The sequence below is a fragment of the Candidatus Villigracilis proximus genome (assembly GCF_016717045.1).
Taxonomy (GTDB): Bacteria; Chloroflexota; Anaerolineae; order Anaerolineales; family Villigracilaceae; genus Villigracilis; species Villigracilis proximus.
Genome location: NZ_JADJUO010000012.1, coordinates 177,711 through 196,092 on the forward strand (window position 1 = coordinate 177,711; position 18,382 = coordinate 196,092).

General features: G+C 42.1%; 21 protein-coding genes and 2 pseudogenes. 14 read left to right on the plus strand and 9 right to left on the minus strand.

The window, feature by feature from the left end; translation table 11 throughout:
- Nucleotides 1-116 precede the first annotated feature (116 nt).
- The gene (locus IPL71_RS15415; RefSeq protein WP_345323110.1) at nt 117-1,592 is read left to right on the plus strand and encodes a DUF4832 domain-containing protein; all 1,476 of its coding nucleotides are present in this window, start codon (nt 117-119) and stop codon (nt 1,590-1,592) included.
- Between the two features lie 48 nt (nt 1,593-1,640).
- Nucleotides 1,641-2,627 (plus strand): polysaccharide deacetylase family protein, encoded by a 987-nt coding sequence (locus IPL71_RS15420; protein WP_345323112.1) that lies wholly within the window; start codon nt 1,641-1,643, stop codon nt 2,625-2,627.
- Here the strand turns inward: IPL71_RS15420 and IPL71_RS15425 are convergent.
- Nucleotides 2,624-3,766: a GNAT family N-acetyltransferase gene (locus tag IPL71_RS15425; RefSeq protein ID WP_345323114.1), complete on the minus strand. Its 1,143-nt coding sequence runs from the start codon at nt 3,764-3,766 to the stop codon at nt 2,624-2,626. The two genes, IPL71_RS15420 and IPL71_RS15425, sit on opposite strands and share 4 nt — an antisense overlap.
- A gap of 10 nt (nt 3,767-3,776) precedes the next feature.
- Complete coding sequence (locus IPL71_RS15430) at nt 3,777-4,880, minus strand: GNAT family N-acetyltransferase (RefSeq protein WP_345323116.1); 1,104 nt, start codon at nt 4,878-4,880, stop codon at nt 3,777-3,779.
- A 337-nt stretch (nt 4,881-5,217) separates the two neighbouring features.
- Here IPL71_RS15430 and IPL71_RS15435 point away from each other — a divergent pair, with 337 nt between their 5' ends.
- Entirely contained in the window at nt 5,218-8,454 is a 3,237-nt protein-coding gene (locus tag IPL71_RS15435; RefSeq protein ID WP_345323118.1) for a beta strand repeat-containing protein, read from the plus strand.
- Nucleotides 8,455-8,557: 103 nt separating this feature from the next.
- Here IPL71_RS15435 and IPL71_RS26040 read toward each other — a convergent pair whose 3' ends face one another.
- From IPL71_RS26040 to IPL71_RS15445, 3 genes are all read right to left on the minus strand, one after another.
- Nucleotides 8,558-8,917 carry a glucosamine inositolphosphorylceramide transferase family protein gene (locus tag IPL71_RS26040; protein WP_514130795.1) on the minus strand — a complete coding sequence of 120 codons (360 nt, stop codon included), beginning with the start codon at nt 8,915-8,917 and terminating at the stop codon, nt 8,558-8,560.
- Entirely contained in the window at nt 8,821-9,429 is a 609-nt protein-coding gene (locus IPL71_RS15440) for a glucosamine inositolphosphorylceramide transferase family protein (protein ID WP_345323120.1), read from the minus strand. The genes IPL71_RS26040 and IPL71_RS15440 overlap by 97 nt, the downstream gene beginning before the upstream one ends.
- A 232-nt stretch (nt 9,430-9,661) precedes the next feature.
- Nucleotides 9,662-10,033, minus strand: a complete 372-nt coding sequence (locus IPL71_RS15445; protein WP_345323122.1) for a hypothetical protein — start codon at nt 10,031-10,033, stop codon at nt 9,662-9,664.
- Between the two features lie 308 nt (nt 10,034-10,341).
- Between IPL71_RS15445 and IPL71_RS26045 the strand changes: the two genes are divergently transcribed.
- From IPL71_RS26045 to IPL71_RS26050, 5 genes are read left to right on the plus strand one after another with little or no spacing between them, the layout of a single operon-like run.
- The gene (locus IPL71_RS26045) at nt 10,342-10,596 is read left to right on the plus strand and encodes a response regulator (protein ID WP_514130802.1); all 255 of its coding nucleotides are present in this window, start codon (nt 10,342-10,344) and stop codon (nt 10,594-10,596) included.
- Nucleotides 10,551-10,817, plus strand: a complete 267-nt coding sequence (locus IPL71_RS15450) for a histidine kinase dimerization/phospho-acceptor domain-containing protein (protein ID WP_345323124.1) — start codon at nt 10,551-10,553, stop codon at nt 10,815-10,817. Before IPL71_RS26045 ends, IPL71_RS15450 begins: the two co-directional genes overlap by 46 nt.
- A gap of 8 nt (nt 10,818-10,825) precedes the next feature.
- The gene (locus IPL71_RS15455) at nt 10,826-11,020 is read left to right on the plus strand and encodes a hypothetical protein (RefSeq protein ID WP_345323126.1); all 195 of its coding nucleotides are present in this window, start codon (nt 10,826-10,828) and stop codon (nt 11,018-11,020) included.
- The gene (locus tag IPL71_RS15460) at nt 11,007-11,147 is read left to right on the plus strand and encodes an ATP-binding protein (RefSeq protein WP_345323128.1); all 141 of its coding nucleotides are present in this window, start codon (nt 11,007-11,009) and stop codon (nt 11,145-11,147) included. The genes IPL71_RS15455 and IPL71_RS15460 overlap by 14 nt, the downstream gene beginning before the upstream one ends.
- A complete protein-coding gene (locus IPL71_RS26050) occupies nt 11,099-11,254 on the plus strand; it encodes an ATP-binding protein (RefSeq protein ID WP_514130796.1) in 156 nt (51 codons plus the stop codon). The genes IPL71_RS15460 and IPL71_RS26050 overlap by 49 nt, the downstream gene beginning before the upstream one ends.
- A gap of 167 nt (nt 11,255-11,421) precedes the next feature.
- On the opposite strand, the gene IPL71_RS15465 is transcribed toward IPL71_RS26050, so the two are convergent.
- The 4 genes and pseudogenes from IPL71_RS15465 to IPL71_RS15475 form a co-directional block, all read right to left on the minus strand.
- Nucleotides 11,422-11,946: a hypothetical protein gene (locus IPL71_RS15465; RefSeq protein ID WP_345323130.1), complete on the minus strand. Its 525-nt coding sequence runs from the start codon at nt 11,944-11,946 to the stop codon at nt 11,422-11,424.
- A gap of 15 nt (nt 11,947-11,961) precedes the next feature.
- Nucleotides 11,962-12,483, minus strand: coding sequence for a glutaredoxin domain-containing protein (locus IPL71_RS15470; protein WP_514130803.1), 522 nt, complete (start codon nt 12,481-12,483; stop codon nt 11,962-11,964).
- Nucleotides 12,457-12,826: pseudogene (locus tag IPL71_RS26055) on the minus strand (NAD(P)/FAD-dependent oxidoreductase); the annotation flags it as partial. The pseudogene IPL71_RS26055 and the gene IPL71_RS15470, both read right to left, overlap by 27 nt.
- On the minus strand, nt 12,781-13,557 hold the full coding sequence (locus IPL71_RS15475; RefSeq protein WP_345323134.1) for an FAD-dependent oxidoreductase: 777 nt from the start codon (nt 13,555-13,557) through the stop codon (nt 12,781-12,783). The pseudogene IPL71_RS26055 and the gene IPL71_RS15475, both read right to left, overlap by 46 nt.
- Nucleotides 13,558-14,003: 446 nt before the next feature.
- On the opposite strand from IPL71_RS15475, the gene IPL71_RS15480 reads away from it, so the two are divergent.
- The 6 genes and pseudogenes from IPL71_RS15480 to IPL71_RS15500 form a co-directional block, all read left to right on the plus strand.
- Nucleotides 14,004-14,507 carry a hypothetical protein gene (locus IPL71_RS15480; protein ID WP_345323136.1) on the plus strand — a complete coding sequence of 168 codons (504 nt, stop codon included), beginning with the start codon at nt 14,004-14,006 and terminating at the stop codon, nt 14,505-14,507.
- A gap of 101 nt (nt 14,508-14,608) precedes the next feature.
- Nucleotides 14,609-14,731 carry a hypothetical protein gene (locus IPL71_RS15485; RefSeq protein ID WP_345323138.1) on the plus strand — a complete coding sequence of 41 codons (123 nt, stop codon included), beginning with the start codon at nt 14,609-14,611 and terminating at the stop codon, nt 14,729-14,731.
- Nucleotides 14,728-15,282, plus strand: a pseudogene (locus IPL71_RS15490) (sugar transferase). The gene IPL71_RS15485 and the pseudogene IPL71_RS15490 overlap by 4 nt, the downstream one beginning before the upstream one ends.
- A 232-nt stretch (nt 15,283-15,514) precedes the next feature.
- Complete coding sequence (locus tag IPL71_RS26060) at nt 15,515-15,682, plus strand: Wzz/FepE/Etk N-terminal domain-containing protein (protein ID WP_514130797.1); 168 nt, start codon at nt 15,515-15,517, stop codon at nt 15,680-15,682.
- Nucleotides 15,683-15,813: 131 nt separating this feature from the next.
- Nucleotides 15,814-15,954: a hypothetical protein gene (locus tag IPL71_RS15495; RefSeq protein WP_345323140.1), complete on the plus strand. Its 141-nt coding sequence runs from the start codon at nt 15,814-15,816 to the stop codon at nt 15,952-15,954.
- A 2,223-nt stretch (nt 15,955-18,177) separates the two neighbouring features.
- On the plus strand, nt 18,178-18,382 hold a 205-nt coding region (locus IPL71_RS15500; RefSeq protein WP_345323142.1), incomplete at its 3' end, for a hypothetical protein.

Below are 18,382 nucleotides of genomic sequence, written 5' to 3' on the forward strand. Positions count from 1 at the left end.
ATGCACCCAATTTATTTATTACCTATTGCTCGAAATGAATCCGCTGGATTGTACTAGTCTGTTATTTCCAATAAAATCTATTGTTTTCAACGTTTGTTGTGCGTGGAGTTGTACGAATGAAAAAAGTACTACTTAATTTTTTACTTATATTGGGGGTTGTGTCCTGTTCTTTTAATAATGAACATCTTCCTTTGAGTAACGTTTCTTTTACTCCAACACCGCTTATTCCCGTTGCGCCTCAGACTGAGGCAACTATCCCTTTTGACTCTTCTGAGCCACCGCTTGTTACAAAAGTTTTCCTGCCGTCAAGTGAATTGATACAAAATCCAGAGCGTGGGTTTTCGACCGAGTTGGACTTGGAGGATTCGGATTACTTTCAATATTACGAGGATGGAACAACGCTTGTGTATGCTACTATTCGGCTGGATGAGTATGTGGCAAACGAGCTGCCTCAGGTATTTCTTTCTGATTTGGATGAGTGGTTTTCATTGATACGTGCTGGTGGGGTAAAGGTAATACTGCGTTTTTCCTACAACGATGGCCCCTATCCATTTCCAGAACCTGATGCTGATTTGGAGCAAATTCTCTTTCATATTCAACAACTTACACCTGTGATTCGGAAAAATGCAGATGTGATCGTATGGTTGGAGGCAGGTTTCATCGGCGCTTGGGGAGAGTGGCATACCTCCACGAATGGATTGGACGATGATATTGAAGCAAAACGGCAGGTGCTATTTTCCCTGCTTGATGCCGTTCCGTCTGATCGGATGGTTTTATTGCGTTATCCTGTGGATATTATCCAAAACTTTCCAGTACCTTTATCTGCGCAGAATGCCTTTAATGGTACGTATCAAGCGCGAGTTGGATTTCACAATGATTGTTTTTTAGCCAGTGATGATGATGAAAACACATATGCTCGTGATGGCATTAATAGTTATGAAGAAGAAGTGGAATATTTGGCATTGTCAACTCGGTTTGTGCCTGTCGGAGGCGAAAGTTGTGCGTATAACCCGCCTCGAAGTGATTGTCCGACAGCATTGCGCGAGTTGGCGTTTTTTCACTTTGATGAGATTGGCGATGGATGGTATCCGGAAGTGCTCAATTCCTGGGCTGAACAAGGTTGTTATGATGAAGTGGAAAGCAAATTGGGATACCGTTTTTCATTAATTTCTACGGTGGTAAATGAAATTGTACTTCCCGGAGGAATCCTAAACTTGAAAGTGGAATTAAACAATAGTGGTTTTTCAAACTTGAAAAACCCACGTCCGTTGTATTTAATTCTGGATGGAGCGGAGCGCTATCAAACATTACTGCCGGTTGATCCAAGGTTTTGGGCGCCTGATACCGTTTCATCATTTAACTTCCGATTACGAATACCGGCAGACGCTCCTCTGGGCGAATATAAACTTGCACTATGGATGCCTGATGCGTATGTTAGTTTACAAAACAATCCGAAATATTCGGTTCGTTTTGCTAATGATGGAGTTTGGGAACAACAGAACGGCTATAATCTTGTTGGTAATATTGAGGTGAATTTGCTCGCTTCGGGCAATGTTGATGAAAGTGCAGACCAATTTGTAGTTCTTCCTTAGTTTTCATTCGGTATGTTATGTTAAAGTATTTAATTAAAATGAGGTGTCATGCTTACTAAATCAGGCGCTCTTGTTATTTCCTTGGATTTTGAATTGTCATGGGGAATACGCGACTTTGAGTCGATTGGCAATAGGAATAAAATTTTACCAACCCGGCAGGTTGTTCCCATGCTGCTGGAGATGTTTAAGAAATATGATATTCATGCCACATGGGCAACTGTTGGTTTTCTTTTTTTTGAATCAAAGGCTGAATTGCTTTCGGCTTTGCCTAAATCCCTGCCTGGATATTCAAATAAAACCCTGTCTCCCTACGATTCTTTGTTGAATGAAACAGAATTCAATAAAGATGAGGATTTGCTGTGTTATGCCCCTTCTCTGATACATGAAATTCTATCTACCCCCTATCAGGAACTGGCTACCCATACTTTTTCTCATTACTATTGTCTGGAAGATGGTCAGTCGATCTCTGATTTCGAAAGCGACCTTCACGCAGCCATCCGAGCCGCAGAAAAGTATAATCAGAAATTAAAAAGTATTGTATTTCCTAGAAATCAATACGATGATCCATATCTGGAAGTTTGTGCTAAAAACGGGATACTGGCTTTTCGCGGTAATGAATCTGTATGGTTTCGCAGAACATCGAAGAGGGCTGCGCATCGACAATGGCTCCGCCGTATTATGCGTTTGATGGATGCGTATGTCAATATCTCAGGCACGAATGCTTATCCCTTTCCCGAAGCAGTATCGCTGCCCGTGAATCTTCCTTCGAGTAGATATCTGCGTTCCTATTCGAGGCGGTTTCGCATTCTTGAACCATTACGTTTGAAAAGAATTTTGACATCCATGACGCAGGCCGCACAGTCGGGTCAAATATTCCACCTTTGGTGGCACCCCGAAGATTTTAGCAGCAATATAACCGACAACTTTTTATTTCTAGAGAAAATTTTGGTTAAATTTAAAGAATTACAAAAACGATATGGAATGCAAAGTTTGAATATGAATGAAGTTTCGCATCAAGTTCTTGATTTGAATTAGGGGTTTGCGTTATTTTCATCCCTGATTTTATCTTTTTTTTCATTAATATTTAGCCTGCCCTTTTTTAAAGCGGGCTTGATTTTTTGAAGCCACCAATAAGCAAAGACGGCAAATATTCGTCCATTGTTAAATAGGCGGATATTGCTAAAACTTCTTTCTGAGGGCATCCACTCCTGTTTGTATGATTCGTCGCCTCGTAGAAAGTCGATTTCGTTGTAATTCTCTTGAATGCATTTTTGAACAACTTGCATGGCAAGCACTTTACCGATTGAAACATTGGTCGGGAATCTTGTGTCAAACCCTGACCTCCAATCTTCAAACCGTTTCTCGTATACAAAACCGTATTCATAGGCGACAGGTTTATTGTTGACGGAAAGAATATAGATATCGAGCCAGCTTTGACCTGATGTCGTTTGTTCGATTAATTCCTTGATCAGCATCTGTTCTGATGGGGAATTGTATAAGCGCGGATAGTTTGCATGACGGTTGATCTCAATAACAGTCTGGAAAGCCTCCCAGGTTGCGGTATTTCCAGAAAAGTGCTCGATTTCAACTTTTCCAATTTCTTCAGCCAGTCTTAATGCGCGCCGTAGATTATATCGAAATTTTCTCGCAAGTCGCTCACTAAATTTTTCCCAGTTATTTTCAAGGGTAATAAAGTAGTGCGAGTTTTTTTCTTCACGCCATAAGAGGCGGTTATTTAGAGACAGATTTTCTAATAGATTATGCTCAGGTCCATTCGATGCGAATTCGTTCAACTCAACGATATCCCATTTATCTTTATTTTGATCTAAATAGTTAAAGAGGGAATGCGGTACATCAACATCTTTCGGGTTAAATAAAAACCCCCCCACGTCATTTTGAGGTGTTCCCAGGTTGACGATGGCGTGTAGTGACAACCCGAATTTTTTTCTGGTTTCCCGCATCAAAGGTGCAATACCAACGATTTCATCGCCGCGCCAGGCGGTTATGAGCCACAGTTCTTTATTGTTGCCGTTTACTTTCCACCAACTGTATAACCACTCCCATGTCAGAAATACACTTTTAGTGGGGCTATCAGCAAGAAGTTGGTCCCAGTTTTTTTGAATACTCTTAAATGTTTCAGTGTCTTGTATGTTTTTGATGATAAGTTTGTTCATTGTTATAACGTTAGCTGCCTTGTTTGTGTTGGATGTGTTTTTTTACCCAATGCCATATTTTGGGAAGTATTATTAATGCAATGCGCGCCTGAAGGTGGTTTGGGCGCACTGCAACAATGTTGAGAAATTTGCGGCTTGAGGGCCTCCAGCGGTCCTTGTGTTCGTACTCACCACGGAGAAAGTCAAAATCATTGTAGCCGTTTTCAAATAGATCTCTCATTAATAGAATAAGCAGAAGTTTGCCGACAGCCTGGTCTGAATAATTTGTATCGTACCCAGTTCTCCAGTCCTCGAATCGTCCATTGAGATTGAATCCGTATTCATAGGCAACGGGGACATCATCGAAATAAAGCAGTACAACCTCGATCCAGTTTTTTGTATGCATTATCTCAAATAATTCGCGGTGGAAGGCGCGTTCGGTTTCTGATTTATATTTTTCCGGGAAATGTCCATTTTTGTTGATCTCAAAAAATGTTTCAAAATGCTCCCATTTAACATCGGGGCCGCGAAAACACTTTAAGTTGACCGACTGTTTTTCTTTTGTGTGCCGTATGCATTTTTCCATGTCGCGCCGCATGTTTTTTGACAGGGATTTTAAGTAGCCTTCCCAGGATTCTGTAATCGCTACATGATGGTGAAGGTTTGTGTTGATTTTTGTGATTAGTTTGTGATTTACCAGTGCGTTGGTAATAATATGGGTGGTTGCATCTTCATCTTTATGCTCGTTCAGCTCAATTGCATCCCATGTGTTTTTTTGAGTAAGAATATAATTACAAAACTGAATGACAATTTCAGGGTCATTATCTAGTGCAATAAAATCACTCTGATCTGTATTGGGTGTTCCCAGTGTTTGCAGCAGGCGGAAAGACATCCCGTGTTTTTTTTGGGATGAGAGCATTAATGGAGCTATTCCGACCAGATTGTTATCCTGCCGGGCGGTTAGCAGCCATAACCTTTTACCTTCTTGATTATGTTTCCACCAGGCGTACAGCCATTCCCATGTAAGGAATATAGTTTCATTTTTATACTGGTCAAGTAGATGCTCCCAGTCTTGTTTCAACCCCTCGAATTCTTTTAAGCTTTGAATATGTTGAATTGATGTTTTTTTTACCATCGTATAAATAGCACCTGTAAGTAGAGTTGAAACTTATTAAGTATCAAGAGCATTAAAATCCTGATGTTTTTTGGGCGTGGCTTATATTTAGCAGTGGGAATGCTTGCGTATATTAAAAGGTTATTCGATTCTTGTTATTACGTCAAGACTGTTGCGTGGTTCGGCAGTACCATTATAGAATTATTCTTTTGAAAAGGAACAAGGATTGTAGTTTAACCTTAAATCTGACTAGTATTCAATTTCACAAAGATTGCGGATTTTACCCCCGAATAGTTGATTGTCAATTTTCAAATTCAGTATTATATTGTATTCTTGTTATATTTTTAATGGAGAGTTTATGAAAAGTCACAAATTTTTTAATCTATTGTTTATGGCAACAACTATTTCATTGATATTATCTTTATTTTTTACTGCAACAGCAATTGCAGATGATTCTACGCCGCCAACGGCAACTGAAGAGCCTGTTATACCTCCCACGGTGGAGCCGGCTGCAACTCTGGATCCAGTTGTGCAAGAAATCCCGACGACATTGCCTGAGGTACTGGACCAACTTCCGGCAGACATCACCGTGATCATTATGGTGGATGACCATATCGAGCCCATGGCTACTTTGGAGGCAGCAAATACTTTTGTTGTCGGTGATCCGATATGGTGTCCAGACGGTGATCCGCCTATTCCTGGTGTGGGAAATTGCACAACTACATACTTGGATTTATTTTCATTAATTGACGATATAGATAACGGCGTAATTCCCCAGCCTGCTGAAGATGGCACAATTTGGATAATGGGTGGCAACGATGCTTCATCATCGGATATTTCAATTGATGGTACAAGCCTGAATTTTTCAACATGGAGTAATTATTCATTAACTTTACAGGGCGGTTGGGATGGAACCTCTACGATTGGAAGTAATGTCTCTGGCTCCTCTACTTTTTCTGTTCCCGTCTCCATTGTTAATTGGGGCGGGCCAGTCACGATTAATCAAATTGTAATTGACGGGACCAATTCAACTGGTTTGGAAATTGAAACCTCTGGTGATATTGCTCTGGATGAAGTGTCTTCCATTAATAATTCTGGCAATGGTGCAGAACTGACTTCATTAGGGAGCGTAACCCTTACAGGTGTAAATGTTTTTGATGATAATGACGATACTGGTTTATATATAAGCGCAACTGATGATATCGATGTAGAAAATTTAAGCGCTGACGGTAATGGGGCAGGCGGCATTGCTGGCAATGGGGCAGAGTTGTATTCAACGTCTGGTAGTGTCACTTTGTCTGGGGTAAATACTTTTGAAGATAATTTTGATGCAGGGCTTTATGTGGAGGCCACAGGTGATGTTGATGTGGAGAATGTGACCGCCAGTGGTAATGGCGGTAGTGGCGCCGAATTAGCTTCATCAGCCGGGGGCGTTAATTTAATAGGCACATTGGTCTTTGAAGATAATACTCTGACTGGTTTGTTTGTTGATGCTTTTGCAGATATTGATGCTGAAAACATAACCGCAAGCGATAATGGCGCCGGCGGAGCAGATTTGAATTCATCTGGTGGTAGTGTTTTTCTGTCAGGCAGCAATATATTTGTGGATAATGATGTAACGGGATTGGTTGTGGATGCACTTGGCGATATTGACATTATTAGCGTAACCGCAAGCGGCAATGGATCTGGGGGCGTTTCTGGCGGAGGGGCAGAGTTGAATTCTTCAACGGGGAATGTTTCTGTGACCGGGATAAATTTTTTTGACGATAATTTCGAAAGCGGATTGTTTGTGGATGTCGTTGGAGATATTGATGCTGAAAACATAACCGCAAGTAATAATGGTTCCAATGGCGCAGACTTGAGTTCTTCAGCCGGTGCTGTGTTTTTGTCCGGGACCAATGTGTTCAATGATAATAATACATCAGGGCTGGTTGTGGATTCATTTGGTGATATTGATGTCTCAAATGTAATCGCAAGCGGTAACGGCGCGGGCAGTGGTGCCGAACTGGATTCTTCAACAGGTAATGTTTCTCTGACCGGAACAAATGTCTTTGAAGATAATAATGATAACGGGCTATCTGTTGATTCGGGCGGTGATATTGACGCTGAAAACATAACGGCTGGCGGTAATGGCGCTATCTTTGGGACTGGAGCGGAGTTCAATTCGTCGGGTAGTGTTTCTTTGACAGGCGTGAATACATTTACCGGGAACAAGGATGCAGGATTATTTATTGATGCGGTTGGTGATATTGACGTTGAAAATGTGACAGCTATTGATAATTCCATTGGCGCAGAATTGAATTTGTCAGGCACTCTTTCTATTGTTGGGGACAACGTTTTTAATAATAATGACGGTGTTGGGCTTTATGTTGATGCTGTTGGTGATATCAATGCTGAGAATTTGACCGTCAACGATAATGGTATTGATAATGCATTGGGAAACGGCGCTGAGTTATATACACTGGGAAGTTTTTCTTTAGTTGGCACGAATGTATTTAATGGGAATAACAATACTGGGTTATATGTGGACGCTTTTGGCGAAATTGATGTTGAGAATGTTACAGCGAACAACAATGGTGTTGGCGGCGTTTTTGGGAATGGCGCAGAGTTTTATTCGTTGAGCAGCTTCACATTGTCTGGAGTAAATACATTTAATGATAATTATTCAGATGGCCTTTTTGTGCATGCCGTACTTGACGTTGCCATTGATGAGACGTACGCCGGTTTTAATGGCGGGAATGGACTTTACATTGAAACTGATGGATCTGCGTCGGTAACTTGTGGCGTTTTGAATGACAATATTGGATATGAAATTGAAGCTGATCTTCTGGGTTTGCTTACCTTGAATGGCGTTGATTTTGGCGGAAGTATTGATAGTAACCTTGGTGTTGATGAAGACCAATTGCTCCTTGTTTCAAACGGGTGTTTTACGTATCCTCCCGTAGATAATGGAGAAGATGATGATAATGATGATGGTAGCGGAAATAATGGCGGGAATGTTGGAGATGATTTTGATGCTCTGTCTTTACCGGTTTTGCCGGTCAATAATTTAATTGGCAAGGATGGTCAGACGGTCGCTCTTGACTGCACTAAATTTCAAGGTACATTGGTGACTCTTGTGAATGGTGATGGCGCTTATATCCCCTGTTTTATCGTGGATTCTGCCCGATTGGTGAAGTTGCCGGTGGATGCTTTGCCTGGAGATTTACCTCCTGGGAACACCATGGTTTCTAGTTTTAACCTATCCATCACAAAGGATGGGCAGGTTGTGCAGCCTATTGATATGCCGGGTTCGATCTGGTATGCAAATACGCAGGATCCTGCCGCACAGATCGTGTATTGGGACGGATCAGACTGGGTGGACGCAGAAGATAGAATTTATCCTTTCATGCGAGTCTTTTTTGCCATTCCCGATGCTTTGAAAAACCTGGACCTGGCGATTTTATATTGGGATGGCGTGAAGTGGGTGGAATTATTGGACAATCAGAATATTGGAGATGGACGCATCGTTCAAAAAGGCGGCCATGTTAGTGCAGAAGGTTTCTTTGAAGGTTCTGTTAATTTTATAGGGACATTTGTGCTGGTGCAAAAATAGTTCTTTTTGTTTGTGTAGCTAAAGATGAAACAAGAAGCTCCGTGAATTCACGGAGCTTCTTGTTTCACTGATTTTACTTAAGATTTACCTGTGAAGATGATTGTCAAAACCTGCGTCTCAGTTGAATTGCGTCAATGGCGGTTAGTCTCCCAATGGAGTTATAGGTGTGGGTGGCGATGGTTTTGCTTTTGCTTGGTGGCTTGAATACGCTCTCGCGAATCTCGGAGTATTCGGTTTCACTAAGCGTTATGATGCGATTAAAATTAATTGCATACCCATAAAGAGCTGAGCAGTCTTGTGAAGGTCGAATTATGTGTTCTCCATCTAAAAAGATACGTCCGGCAGGGCGTGCGGAGTAAATGTCCTTTACGATCGGGTTAAGAGCGGGTTGTCTGAATAATATAGGTGCAATGTATCCCAGCTTGAGCCGCCTTCCTCCTGAATATTTGCAAACAACCACCATTTCCCGTCTTTTTTCAACAGGGTCGTGTCAAGCGCCTGAATATTGGGAATAAGCGTTTTCTCATACTCCCATTGATCCGGGAAGTGAACGCATCGATAAAGTTCGATCCTGTTATTTTGTTTTGTTTCCGGAATCATGTAAAGCTGTTCTTCGTGTTCAAAAAGAAAGGGATATGAAAGATGGTATGGCTTTTCCAGCACTACTTGATTGGAGATGATATTCATCTCTTTATCCAGAGTTATGCAGATAATAATTCCCCGGTTGGTTGAGTACGGTAATTCTTCAATGAACACATAATATTTATCTTCACGCTCCCAAATAAAAGGATCTGCCCAGAAGCGATCCAGCGGTGGAATGAGGGGTTTGAAATTTTCCCACGCAAGGGATTTGTATCCAGTGTTGGCAGTTATGAGAACAATCCATTGATCCAAATAAAAGAGGGAATGGATTTTATTCCAGATGCGGCTTAAGAGCCGCGGTTTCATGAGGCGGGTTATAAGGTTTTTTTTCATATGGGTAACTACCGATTTAGGAGGGAAAGGGATAGGAAATGTTTTAGTCAGGACATTCATGGTGAAAAAAATTTTTGTGCAATGAATTGGCTATTTGTTTACAGATTCTATCATATTGATTGTCATTTGTTTTTTCAACTTCTGACCTCGCCTGCTGAGACTTGGAGGTATTTCTTTCCAGTTACTGAATCGCGCTTTTTCATCTATACGGTATACCACTACCGATTATTTTTCAAACCAGTTCACAGTCAGGACTGAAGCGAGAAATCAGGACGCGATCCAACAGGTGTTGCAGATCCAAGCCCAGTCTATGAAACGGGCTTGAAATACCACCATCGCCAAAATATTTCCGTGGCAAATTTATCCACTCTCGATTTTCCAGGCATTCTATCTTTTTGGGACTTTCAAGCCGAAGCAGGCAATGACCTGATGCCAAAGGCGTATACTCCTGCCGCGGGATGGGTGTTGCGTAATTGAATCGCTTCATCAACTTTGAGAGTAAATATTGATTTCCTTTTTCAGATTCAACTGTAATGATGGATTTGTCGAAGTCGAGTTGTTCTTCGGTGAGTTTGACAGCGGAAGAGGCTTTGTCATATGCCATGCGAACTCCCATCCATCTTTCGGTCTTGGGCAAACTTACTCTTACGACTATATTAAATACCTGAAAACCCAGGCTTTTGACTTTGTGGAAGTTGCCAGGGGAGGGGGAAACATGCCGCCTGATTATGCAGGCCACACAAACAGATTAAAACTTGAAATTTGAAATCTATTATGATATAGTAATCGTGAAATAATTCATAATTAATTTAGTGATGGAAATGTCAATCTTATTGGTGGAAGGGTGAATTTTAAGCTGCGAAAAACAATCAAATTACATTGTAAGGGTGAGGTAGCCAATTGAACAAAAAAGTGCTCGTAATTGATGATGATCCCGAACTAGGGAAGCTGGTTGAGGTAATTTTGAAGCCTCTTGAGCTTACTGTACATCAGGCATATTTGGGCGAGGATGGTTTAAGGCAGGCGTATGCTATTCATCCGGACCTTGTCATCCTTGACGTTATGATGCCTGGTTTGGACGGGTTTGACGTTTGTTCGCGTTTGCGGGAAGTTTTAATCAAATGGCAGAGCAGCTCGAACAGGTTGAATCCATGCGCCGCCAATTGATCGGAGATGTGGCGCATGAACTTCGCACGCCGCTGACCGCGATCAAAGGTACTGCTGAAGCATTGATGGATGGTGTGCTCCCCGCATCTACAGAAACATATCAACAGATTCATTCTGAAGCCGGACGTTTGAGCCGTCTGGTTGATGACTTGCAGGAGTTGAGTCGTGTTGAATCCCGATCTACTCAATTGGATATCCACCCTGTGGATTCGGCTTCTTAATTCAGACGGTGACGAAGCGATTAAAATATCAATTCGATGAAAAGCGTGTCAAACTGACTTTGAGCCTGCCGCGTGATCCCATACATGTTCTGGCTGATGAAGGGCGCATTCTTCAGGTGCTTACTAATTTGATCGGTAATGCCTTGCAATACACACCAGAGCATGGAACTGTGACCATTTCGATTGAACGTGACAAAAAATGAAGCGCTTATTTCCGTCGCTGACACTGGCGATGGCATCCCTCCGGAACATCTTGCGCGCATCTTTGATCGTTTTTACCTGTGGATAAATCCCGCTCCCACGCGCGCGGCGGCTCAGGAATTGGTTTGACGATTGCGAAGCATCTTGTCGAGTCACATGGCGGCAGAATTTGGGCCAGGAGTGCAGGTAAAGAAAAAGGCAGTGTCTTTATATTTACACTGCCTCTGGCAAAATAATTAATGAAGTGAAGCATTAAGGCTGAATTGGTTTAATTACACCCAGATCTGAAGGAGCGCCGCCAAATAAACCTATATCCGTGCAGGATGGTTTATCCACGCGCAATAAGACAACTTCGTTTGAAGAAATGTCCACTTGAATAATGGTATTTTGTTGATACACAGAGTCAACAGTTAATTTCAGTCACTTGATTTTGTGCAGGTAAATTTGTGACACAAACCTGCTTGTCGGGGTGTTCACGATCTTCATCGATTGCGCGCAATAGAGCGCAATTATTCGGCAGATCCGCCGTTCCTGTGTTTTTCACAGTGACGTAGGCGTTTGTCACTTCACCCATGCCGTGGCTAATGTCCAGACTGGTGTTACAACCAAGAATATCCACAGTCACAGACTGTATCAGTGCAAGAGTTGGCGTTTCAGTTGGGGTGATCGGCGTACTCGTTAAGGTGGGGGATGGGATTTCGGTATTTGTGGGAGTGCTCGGCGAAAGGACCGTTACACCTGGTACTATTTCGGTGGAAAGTGTGGGCGTGATAATCATGGGTGTGGCTGTAATAATGCCCGGCGTCCGTGATGGAATGGGAGTCCACACCGGGAATGGCTGTGGAGAGACACCCCATGCATCACACGCAGTTAGAAAAAATATAAGGATAAGGAAAGCAGATGTTTTCTTCATACTTTTATTATACATATTAAATTGCTTAAATCAAAAGCAGAGATAAATCTCACTTGAAGAATATCTCTGCTTTTGATTGTGTTTTACACAGTGTAGATTTTTATGTTTTGGATGTTTTGCCCGAAGTTCTTCCCAGCTTGGTTCAACAAGCACGTCACCATCAGGGAAGATGATGGTTGGAACGCTTTTATTTCCTTTGTTTACAGTGACTACGAATTCAGTTGCTTTATCGTTACCTTCCAGCCCGACGCGCAGGTATTGAATCCCATTCGTGTCAAAGAATGCCTTTGCCCTGTGGCAATCAGGACAATATTCGGTTGCATACATCACAATCTGTGATGGTTGTGTGGTGTATAGATCAGTCAAGATATTATTCTCCTCGTTTTTAGTCGAAACATTATTGTAATTTACTTTTATTCGCCGATTGTTTTTGAAATATTCTCGAATAGCGAGCGCGGCTGAGGCGCCCTCGCCCGCAGCGGAGGCGGCTTGTTTTGTGGAGCCGGCGCGTACGTCGCCAGCAGCGAAAATGCCGGGTACGCTGGTCATCATATACTCAGTTTTAACAAAACCCCATTGATCAAGATTGGCAGTTCCTTTTAGCAGGTCATTGTTAGGGGTTAGTCCGATAAATACAAACACGCCGTCATAATTGAGTTCTTTGCTTTCGTTTTTATTTTTGTCTTCAACAATGACAGACTCAAGTTTGTTTTTTTCCGCGCAGCTCCTTGATGTTGTGATTAAGCAGGACACGCATATTTTCCTTCTCAGCCACTTTGTTCTGTAATATTCTGCTTGCTTTTGGTTCCTGTGAGTTTACGATAATATCAACCTGCGCGGCAAATCTGGTTAAGAAAAGACCTTCCTCGAAGCCGCTATTCCCTCCGCCGACCACCAATACTTTCTTGCCTTTGTAGAAAGCACCGTCACAAGTAGCGCAAAATGGACGTTTATGCCAATCAACTCATCTTCACCGGGAATATCCATACGGCGATAACGTGCGCCAGAAGTAAGCAGAATAGCCTTGCTGTGATAACGTCTGCCTGAACTGGTCTGCACAATATGGTATTGCCCATCCCTTTTGATCTCGGTTACTTCCTGTGCTTGCAGGAGTTCCACTCCAAATTTGCGCGCCTGCCTGCTCAAACGCTCTGCAAAATCTGCTCCTGAGATGCCCTCATCAAAACCCGGAAAGTTGTCCAAGGTTTGCGTTATACCAGCCTGGCCGCCAATTCCTGATTTTTCAATAACCAGAGTCTCCATTCCCTCACGCGCCAGATATAACGCAGCCGTTAGTCCTGATGGGCCACTACCAATAATGATGACATCATAGTATTCTTTGCTTGCTTCGGCCTTTAGTCCAAGTTTTTCAGCAAGCTGGGAATTGGATGGCTCTACAAGAATTTCGCCATCAGGGAAGATAATTGTAGGAATAACCCGCATCCCGTTGTTAAGATTTTCCACAAAAGTCACCCCTTCTGGAATCTCTTCAATATCAATGTTTATATATTGTACGCGATGCTCTCCAAAGAATTTTTTTGCCCGTTTACAGTCAGGGCACCAAGCAGTGCTATAAATGGTAATGACAGAAGGTTGTAAGTTGAAAAGTTCCGGTTTTTGGTCCATTTTATTTCCTTTCGTATACAGATAGATTTTTAGCGTTTATTCTTACTCAGTTGACGACCTGTTTTTGTAAAAAAACAACTTATATATAAAAGGAGCGTGAATGCGATTTTATTTGTCGTATTTCTATGTTAAAATCGGTTCATTGATTTTGATATGTAATTGATATGTAATTTTTTAGGTGCTAACGTGACAAATCTTAAGAGATCATTTTTCTGGATTGCATTTTATTTGCTGCTTGTACTGGTACTTGGTCAGCTGGATCGTTCCAATACGCCAATTATTAACTTTGCTGCATATTTTTATCTTACCGCCATCATTATTGTGCCGGTAATGATTTTCGTTCCCTCCTGCACAAGGTTTCCGTTTTTGTTCCCATGTTTTTCTGGGGCGCAATTTATTTTGCTCTTTTTCAGATCATTGACCGTGAACTAACAGCCACACTGGATATGGAAGTAATTATTTTGGAAATTGTAATACTCGAAGTTGGAGTGTGGCTTTCATATCAATTGGCTGTTGGAATTGAAAGTTCTGAATCGCTGATGGATGCTCTTGCTCAAGGGACATTCCCTCATCGTGCTCTTGAAATGGAATCTGCTTCAGAACAGTTGAAAATTGAATTTGCCCGAAGCAGGCGCTATCATCGGCCATTATCCTTGCTGGTGGTTCATGCCTATCCCAAAGATGAAGAAGTTGTACGGGAGATGTTGAAAAGTTTGCAGCACGATGTATTATCCCGGCTTTCCAATGCACGTATTGGGCAGTCAATTGGTGAGGCGGTTCGTCAGACCGATTTGCTTATTCGGGATCATGTAGGTCGGTTTGTTATTTTATGCCCGAAACTGATTTGGAAAGCGCTATTTTTTTGGCTGAACGCATTTGTAAAATTGTTGAAGAGCGCGCAGGACTGCATGTCAATTGCGGCGTGGCATCCTTTCCTGATGAAGCATTAACTTTTGAAGACTTGTTACATTTGGCGCGAGACCGTTCAAAGCAATCGTTGATACCCCAAAGATCCATTGATGCCACTGAGAAAGCTATAAAATGACAAAGTATGACACTAACTCCTATCGATCAGAATGCATGGATTAATTCCTTTGATCCAAAGAAACGCATCATTACGGGGCGTGCTTATTTTTCTTTAAGCGGACGATTGACCTTGCTCTGGTCCTTTTGAGTGCTCCATTTTGGCTTCCTGTTATTTGTGTCATTGCGGTAGTTATTACCATCACCTCTCCCGGAGCCCCCGCAATGTTTACACAATTACGAACCGGGAAAGGCGGCAAGCGTTTTATCATGTATAAATTCCGCTCAATGGTTCCGAATGCTGAAGCGCTGAAAGAAACATATGCTCATTTGAACGAGCTGCAGTGGCCGGATTTTAAATTACCAATGATCCGCGCATCACCAAAGTAGGCAGGATCTTGCGAAGACAAGTTTGGATGAGCTGCCCCAGTTGTTCAATGTCTTAAAAAGGCGAGTAAGAGTCTTGTGGGACCGCGTCCAACCTCTTTTGGAGCAGAGACCTACAAGCTGTGGCATACCGAAAGATTGGATGTTGCGCCAGGTTTGACCGGCTTGTGGCAGATCATTGGCCGCGCACAACTTGAGTTTGATGATCGTTTACGCCTTGATATAGCCTATATCGAACGGGCTGGCATTTGGTTTGATATAAACATTCTCTTTCATACGGTTACTGCGGTATTTAAACAAAGAGGCGCTCATTAGCGTATTGCGAGTTTCGGGTTTTGGGAGGGGGAGTGCAGCATCATCTATTTTGTAGTGATTACCGATATAGAGCCGAGAATTTAAGAGGGTATCCCATTGGTACTAGCATTAAGTAAAATTTATTATCCTTACGGGTATAATATTATTTCTTTGCAAAAATGCAAGGTCTGTGTTTTTCGAGATTGTTTGATTTATTTTTGAAAGTTACCAAAAAGCAGAAAGGATAATTTATATGGAACTTAAACTTTATTTTCGGATGTTACAACGGGGGTGGTGGCTTGTTCTTCTTGTTGCGCTTGTTTCCTTGCTTGCGTCGTTGACTGCTTCATATCTGGCAATTCCTAGATATAAAACGACAGCAAGATTTATTATTACACCAGGGTCTTTGCTTGACAAGTGAAGGCAGCCCGGAAACTGCAATTGCCGGGCTGGAGACACTGGATTTGCCCTCTGTTGTCGCAACGTACACGGAAGTTATGGGTAGCCAGAGAATATTAGTGGATTCGTTGAGCTATCCAGGTGTTAAATTTCGTGCCCAAGGATTACACCATTGATGCAGTTGTCCTTCCTGAGTCCAGTGTTTTGGAGTTAAACGTATCCGGAACCGACCCGCAATTGGTGGCTGATTTGGCGAATGCAATAGGCTATCAGACTATTTTGTTTACCCCGTAGTATTAATAGAATTTATGAACTTAACTTTTGGATGAAGCGGCACAACCTGTTGCTCCTTATAGTCCAAGTCCGCTTCAGGATGCAGGGTTGTCGCTATTGTTGGAGCTGGCAGGGGGCGGTTTTGGCAATATTAAGTGAACAAATTCGAGTTCCTCTTGAGGCTTATCGTCAGCGTTTGCAGATGGATGTCGACACGGGCGTATATAACATGATACTTTACGCGTTTGTTGGAAGATGAAGTCTCAAAAATTCATCTGATGTGCTTTCGATTGGTATTATCGAATTAAATGGAATGTCAGATTTTACAGGTACGCTTCCTCCTCAGGGAGTTTTGCGGGTGCTTGGCAGCGTTACCGATACCTTACGAAAAGAATTGCGTGGTAACGACAATATCGGCAGGGGTGGAATGACAACAGTTTCATTGTCATGCTTCCCATGACTTCCGCCGAATCTGCAAGCCGAATATTTTAAACGAATTTATCAATCACTTTTGGTCCCTGTAGACTTACATCAATATGATGCGAAAATTAACCTGGATCCCCCATGTCGGTGGTGGGGAATACAGTAACGGAATTACTGCAGGAGTTGATTGAAAAAACCATCGGAGCGCTTGATCAGTCCAAACGTGATGAATTAAATCCGTGTATGTTTGGGAAATGCGTAGTCCGTTTTGGGTTCAGAAAGACGACATTAATTAATTCCAGCATTTTTTGATACTTATAAATACAATTGGTTTCATTGAGTTTAATAATTAATGATTACGAATGACAAAACAGTAAATTCCATACCGATGCAAAAATCATCCCTATTGGATATCAACAAGGCGTCACTGATGTCTGTGGTTATTGCATCAGTTCTTGGCATTTTGATTTCAATTGCCGTAGGGCAGTTTGGCTGGTTAACACTGGTTACGATACCGGCTTTGGCAATGGTGTTTAGTACGGTTTCCAATCACCCTCGGTTTGATGGCTCTTATTATTGTAATTTTGCAAGTCCAAAGAGCCTTTACTGAATTTCTTGGGTTGCCAGGCCCTGGACAACCTTTGGTGGGTTTTCTTAATAATGGTTATCGTAATTCGGATGCTCTTGTTCAACGAACGTTCCGTTAACTGGCTTCGTAACAGCTTATTCTTGTAGTTTATGTTGTGTTTTTAATGGTTTCGGTCGTTGGCGGCGCAGAACATGGAGCCAGCAACAACGGAATTCATTGATCTTGCGCAGAATATTTTGATTTCTTCACTGGCAATTTATATAATTAAGGATCTTCGTCGCTGAGAAACGCAATTTGGGCGGTCATTTTTGCAGGGATTTTGATGGCCTCCATTAGTGTGTATCAGAATTTGACCGGTACATTTAGCAATGAATATTGGGGGTTTGGTGGAAATGAATTTTCTGGATATGTGGGCCGCCCTAAATCACTGGACCCTATCTTACCCAAACCCTTATGCCCAAGTGTTGGCAATCATATTTATTGTTGCTTGCGGATCGAACCTGGCATGAATCAAAATAATATTACGTCTTGTAGCAGGCGCGGGGGCGTTACTTGCGCGTTGGCTTTAATCTTTACTTCGATTCTCGCGGCGGTTTTGCTAATTTAATATTCACTATTTTTGTTTATTTTCTATTTAATCGTCCAAATTTTTTTCTGCAATGCTGGTTGTATCCGTTTTAGTCTTGTCGTAATCAGTTTTTGCCGGGAAATTTTGCCGAAAGGATACTAACTTTAACAGAATTGAATCCATTTAAAAGATACTGCAGTGGTGGCTGATGGTCCTTTGAGGACGTACGAGTGAAGCATTGCGGCGATGATGTTTTTCAGATTATCCGATCTTTAGAGTTGGCTTGAGTAACTACGGAGAAAACCATATCAAATATTCGCGTGAGATTGGTCTTGATCCTCGTCGTGAAGAGCGCGAACCAGCGAGTTTGTATCTTCAATTATTAGCAGAGCAGGGTGTGATTGCACCAGTGTATTTCTTTTATTGGTGGTTTCCATATTTATGAAGCTCTTGGAAGCGCAGAGAGACTTTGAAATTATTGGGATGCGGGATGAGATGTATATCACATCAGCTCTTTTCGCTTCTCTTGCAGGATATATGTTCATGTCGATTTACAAGAATAATGCGTATACCAATGTGTTCTGGATGTTGGTTGCCATTTTGTATTTCAGCCAAAAGCAAATTACGACAAATATTATGAAGCCGGATGAAGAATGGAAATTCCATGGAGTTCTTCCAGTTGAGCTGGAGAACTTCAAAACGCCGATATTTCCAAGGTGGCAACCGTGGCACAGCCTGGCGCCATGTTGCTTGTTTACCGGAAATTTATGGTTTTCATCAGCACAGTTGTGCCGCTCGATTATTAACCGAGGATGATTTTGGCCTTGTTGGATACGCCGTTACGGTTATCGCATTCCTTGAGGGGATTA

Excerpts from the sequence above, each read along its gene's own strand:
- IPL71_RS26060 (WP_514130797.1), top strand. The coding sequence starts at position 15,515 with ATGGAACTTAAACTTTATTTTCGGATGTTACAACGGGGGTGGTGGCTT.
- IPL71_RS15485 (WP_345323138.1), top strand. The coding sequence starts at position 14,609 with ATGACACTAACTCCTATCGATCAGAATGCATGGATTAATTCCTTTGAT.
- IPL71_RS15480 (WP_345323136.1), top strand. The coding sequence starts at position 14,004 with ATGGAAGTAATTATTTTGGAAATTGTAATACTCGAAGTTGGAGTGTGG.
- IPL71_RS15465 (WP_345323130.1), bottom strand. The coding sequence starts at position 11,946 with ATGTATAATAAAAGTATGAAGAAAACATCTGCTTTCCTTATCCTTATA.
- IPL71_RS15415 (WP_345323110.1), top strand. The coding sequence starts at position 117 with ATGAAAAAAGTACTACTTAATTTTTTACTTATATTGGGGGTTGTGTCC.
- IPL71_RS15450 (WP_345323124.1), top strand. The coding sequence starts at position 10,551 with ATGGCAGAGCAGCTCGAACAGGTTGAATCCATGCGCCGCCAATTGATC.
- IPL71_RS15440 (WP_345323120.1), bottom strand. The coding sequence starts at position 9,429 with ATGAAAAAAAACCTTATAACCCGCCTCATGAAACCGCGGCTCTTAAGC.
- IPL71_RS15430 (WP_345323116.1), bottom strand. The coding sequence starts at position 4,880 with ATGGTAAAAAAAACATCAATTCAACATATTCAAAGCTTAAAAGAATTC.
- IPL71_RS15435 (WP_345323118.1), top strand. The coding sequence starts at position 5,218 with ATGAAAAGTCACAAATTTTTTAATCTATTGTTTATGGCAACAACTATT.
- IPL71_RS15420 (WP_345323112.1), top strand. The coding sequence starts at position 1,641 with ATGCTTACTAAATCAGGCGCTCTTGTTATTTCCTTGGATTTTGAATTG.
- IPL71_RS15475 (WP_345323134.1), bottom strand. The coding sequence starts at position 13,557 with ATGGACCAAAAACCGGAACTTTTCAACTTACAACCTTCTGTCATTACC.
- IPL71_RS15425 (WP_345323114.1), bottom strand. The coding sequence starts at position 3,766 with ATGAACAAACTTATCATCAAAAACATACAAGACACTGAAACATTTAAG.
- IPL71_RS26040 (WP_514130795.1), bottom strand. The coding sequence starts at position 8,917 with ATGGTGGTTGTTTGCAAATATTCAGGAGGAAGGCGGCTCAAGCTGGGA.
- IPL71_RS15470 (WP_514130803.1), bottom strand. The coding sequence starts at position 12,483 with ATGATGACCAGCGTACCCGGCATTTTCGCTGCTGGCGACGTACGCGCC.
- IPL71_RS15445 (WP_345323122.1), bottom strand. The coding sequence starts at position 10,033 with ATGGCATATGACAAAGCCTCTTCCGCTGTCAAACTCACCGAAGAACAA.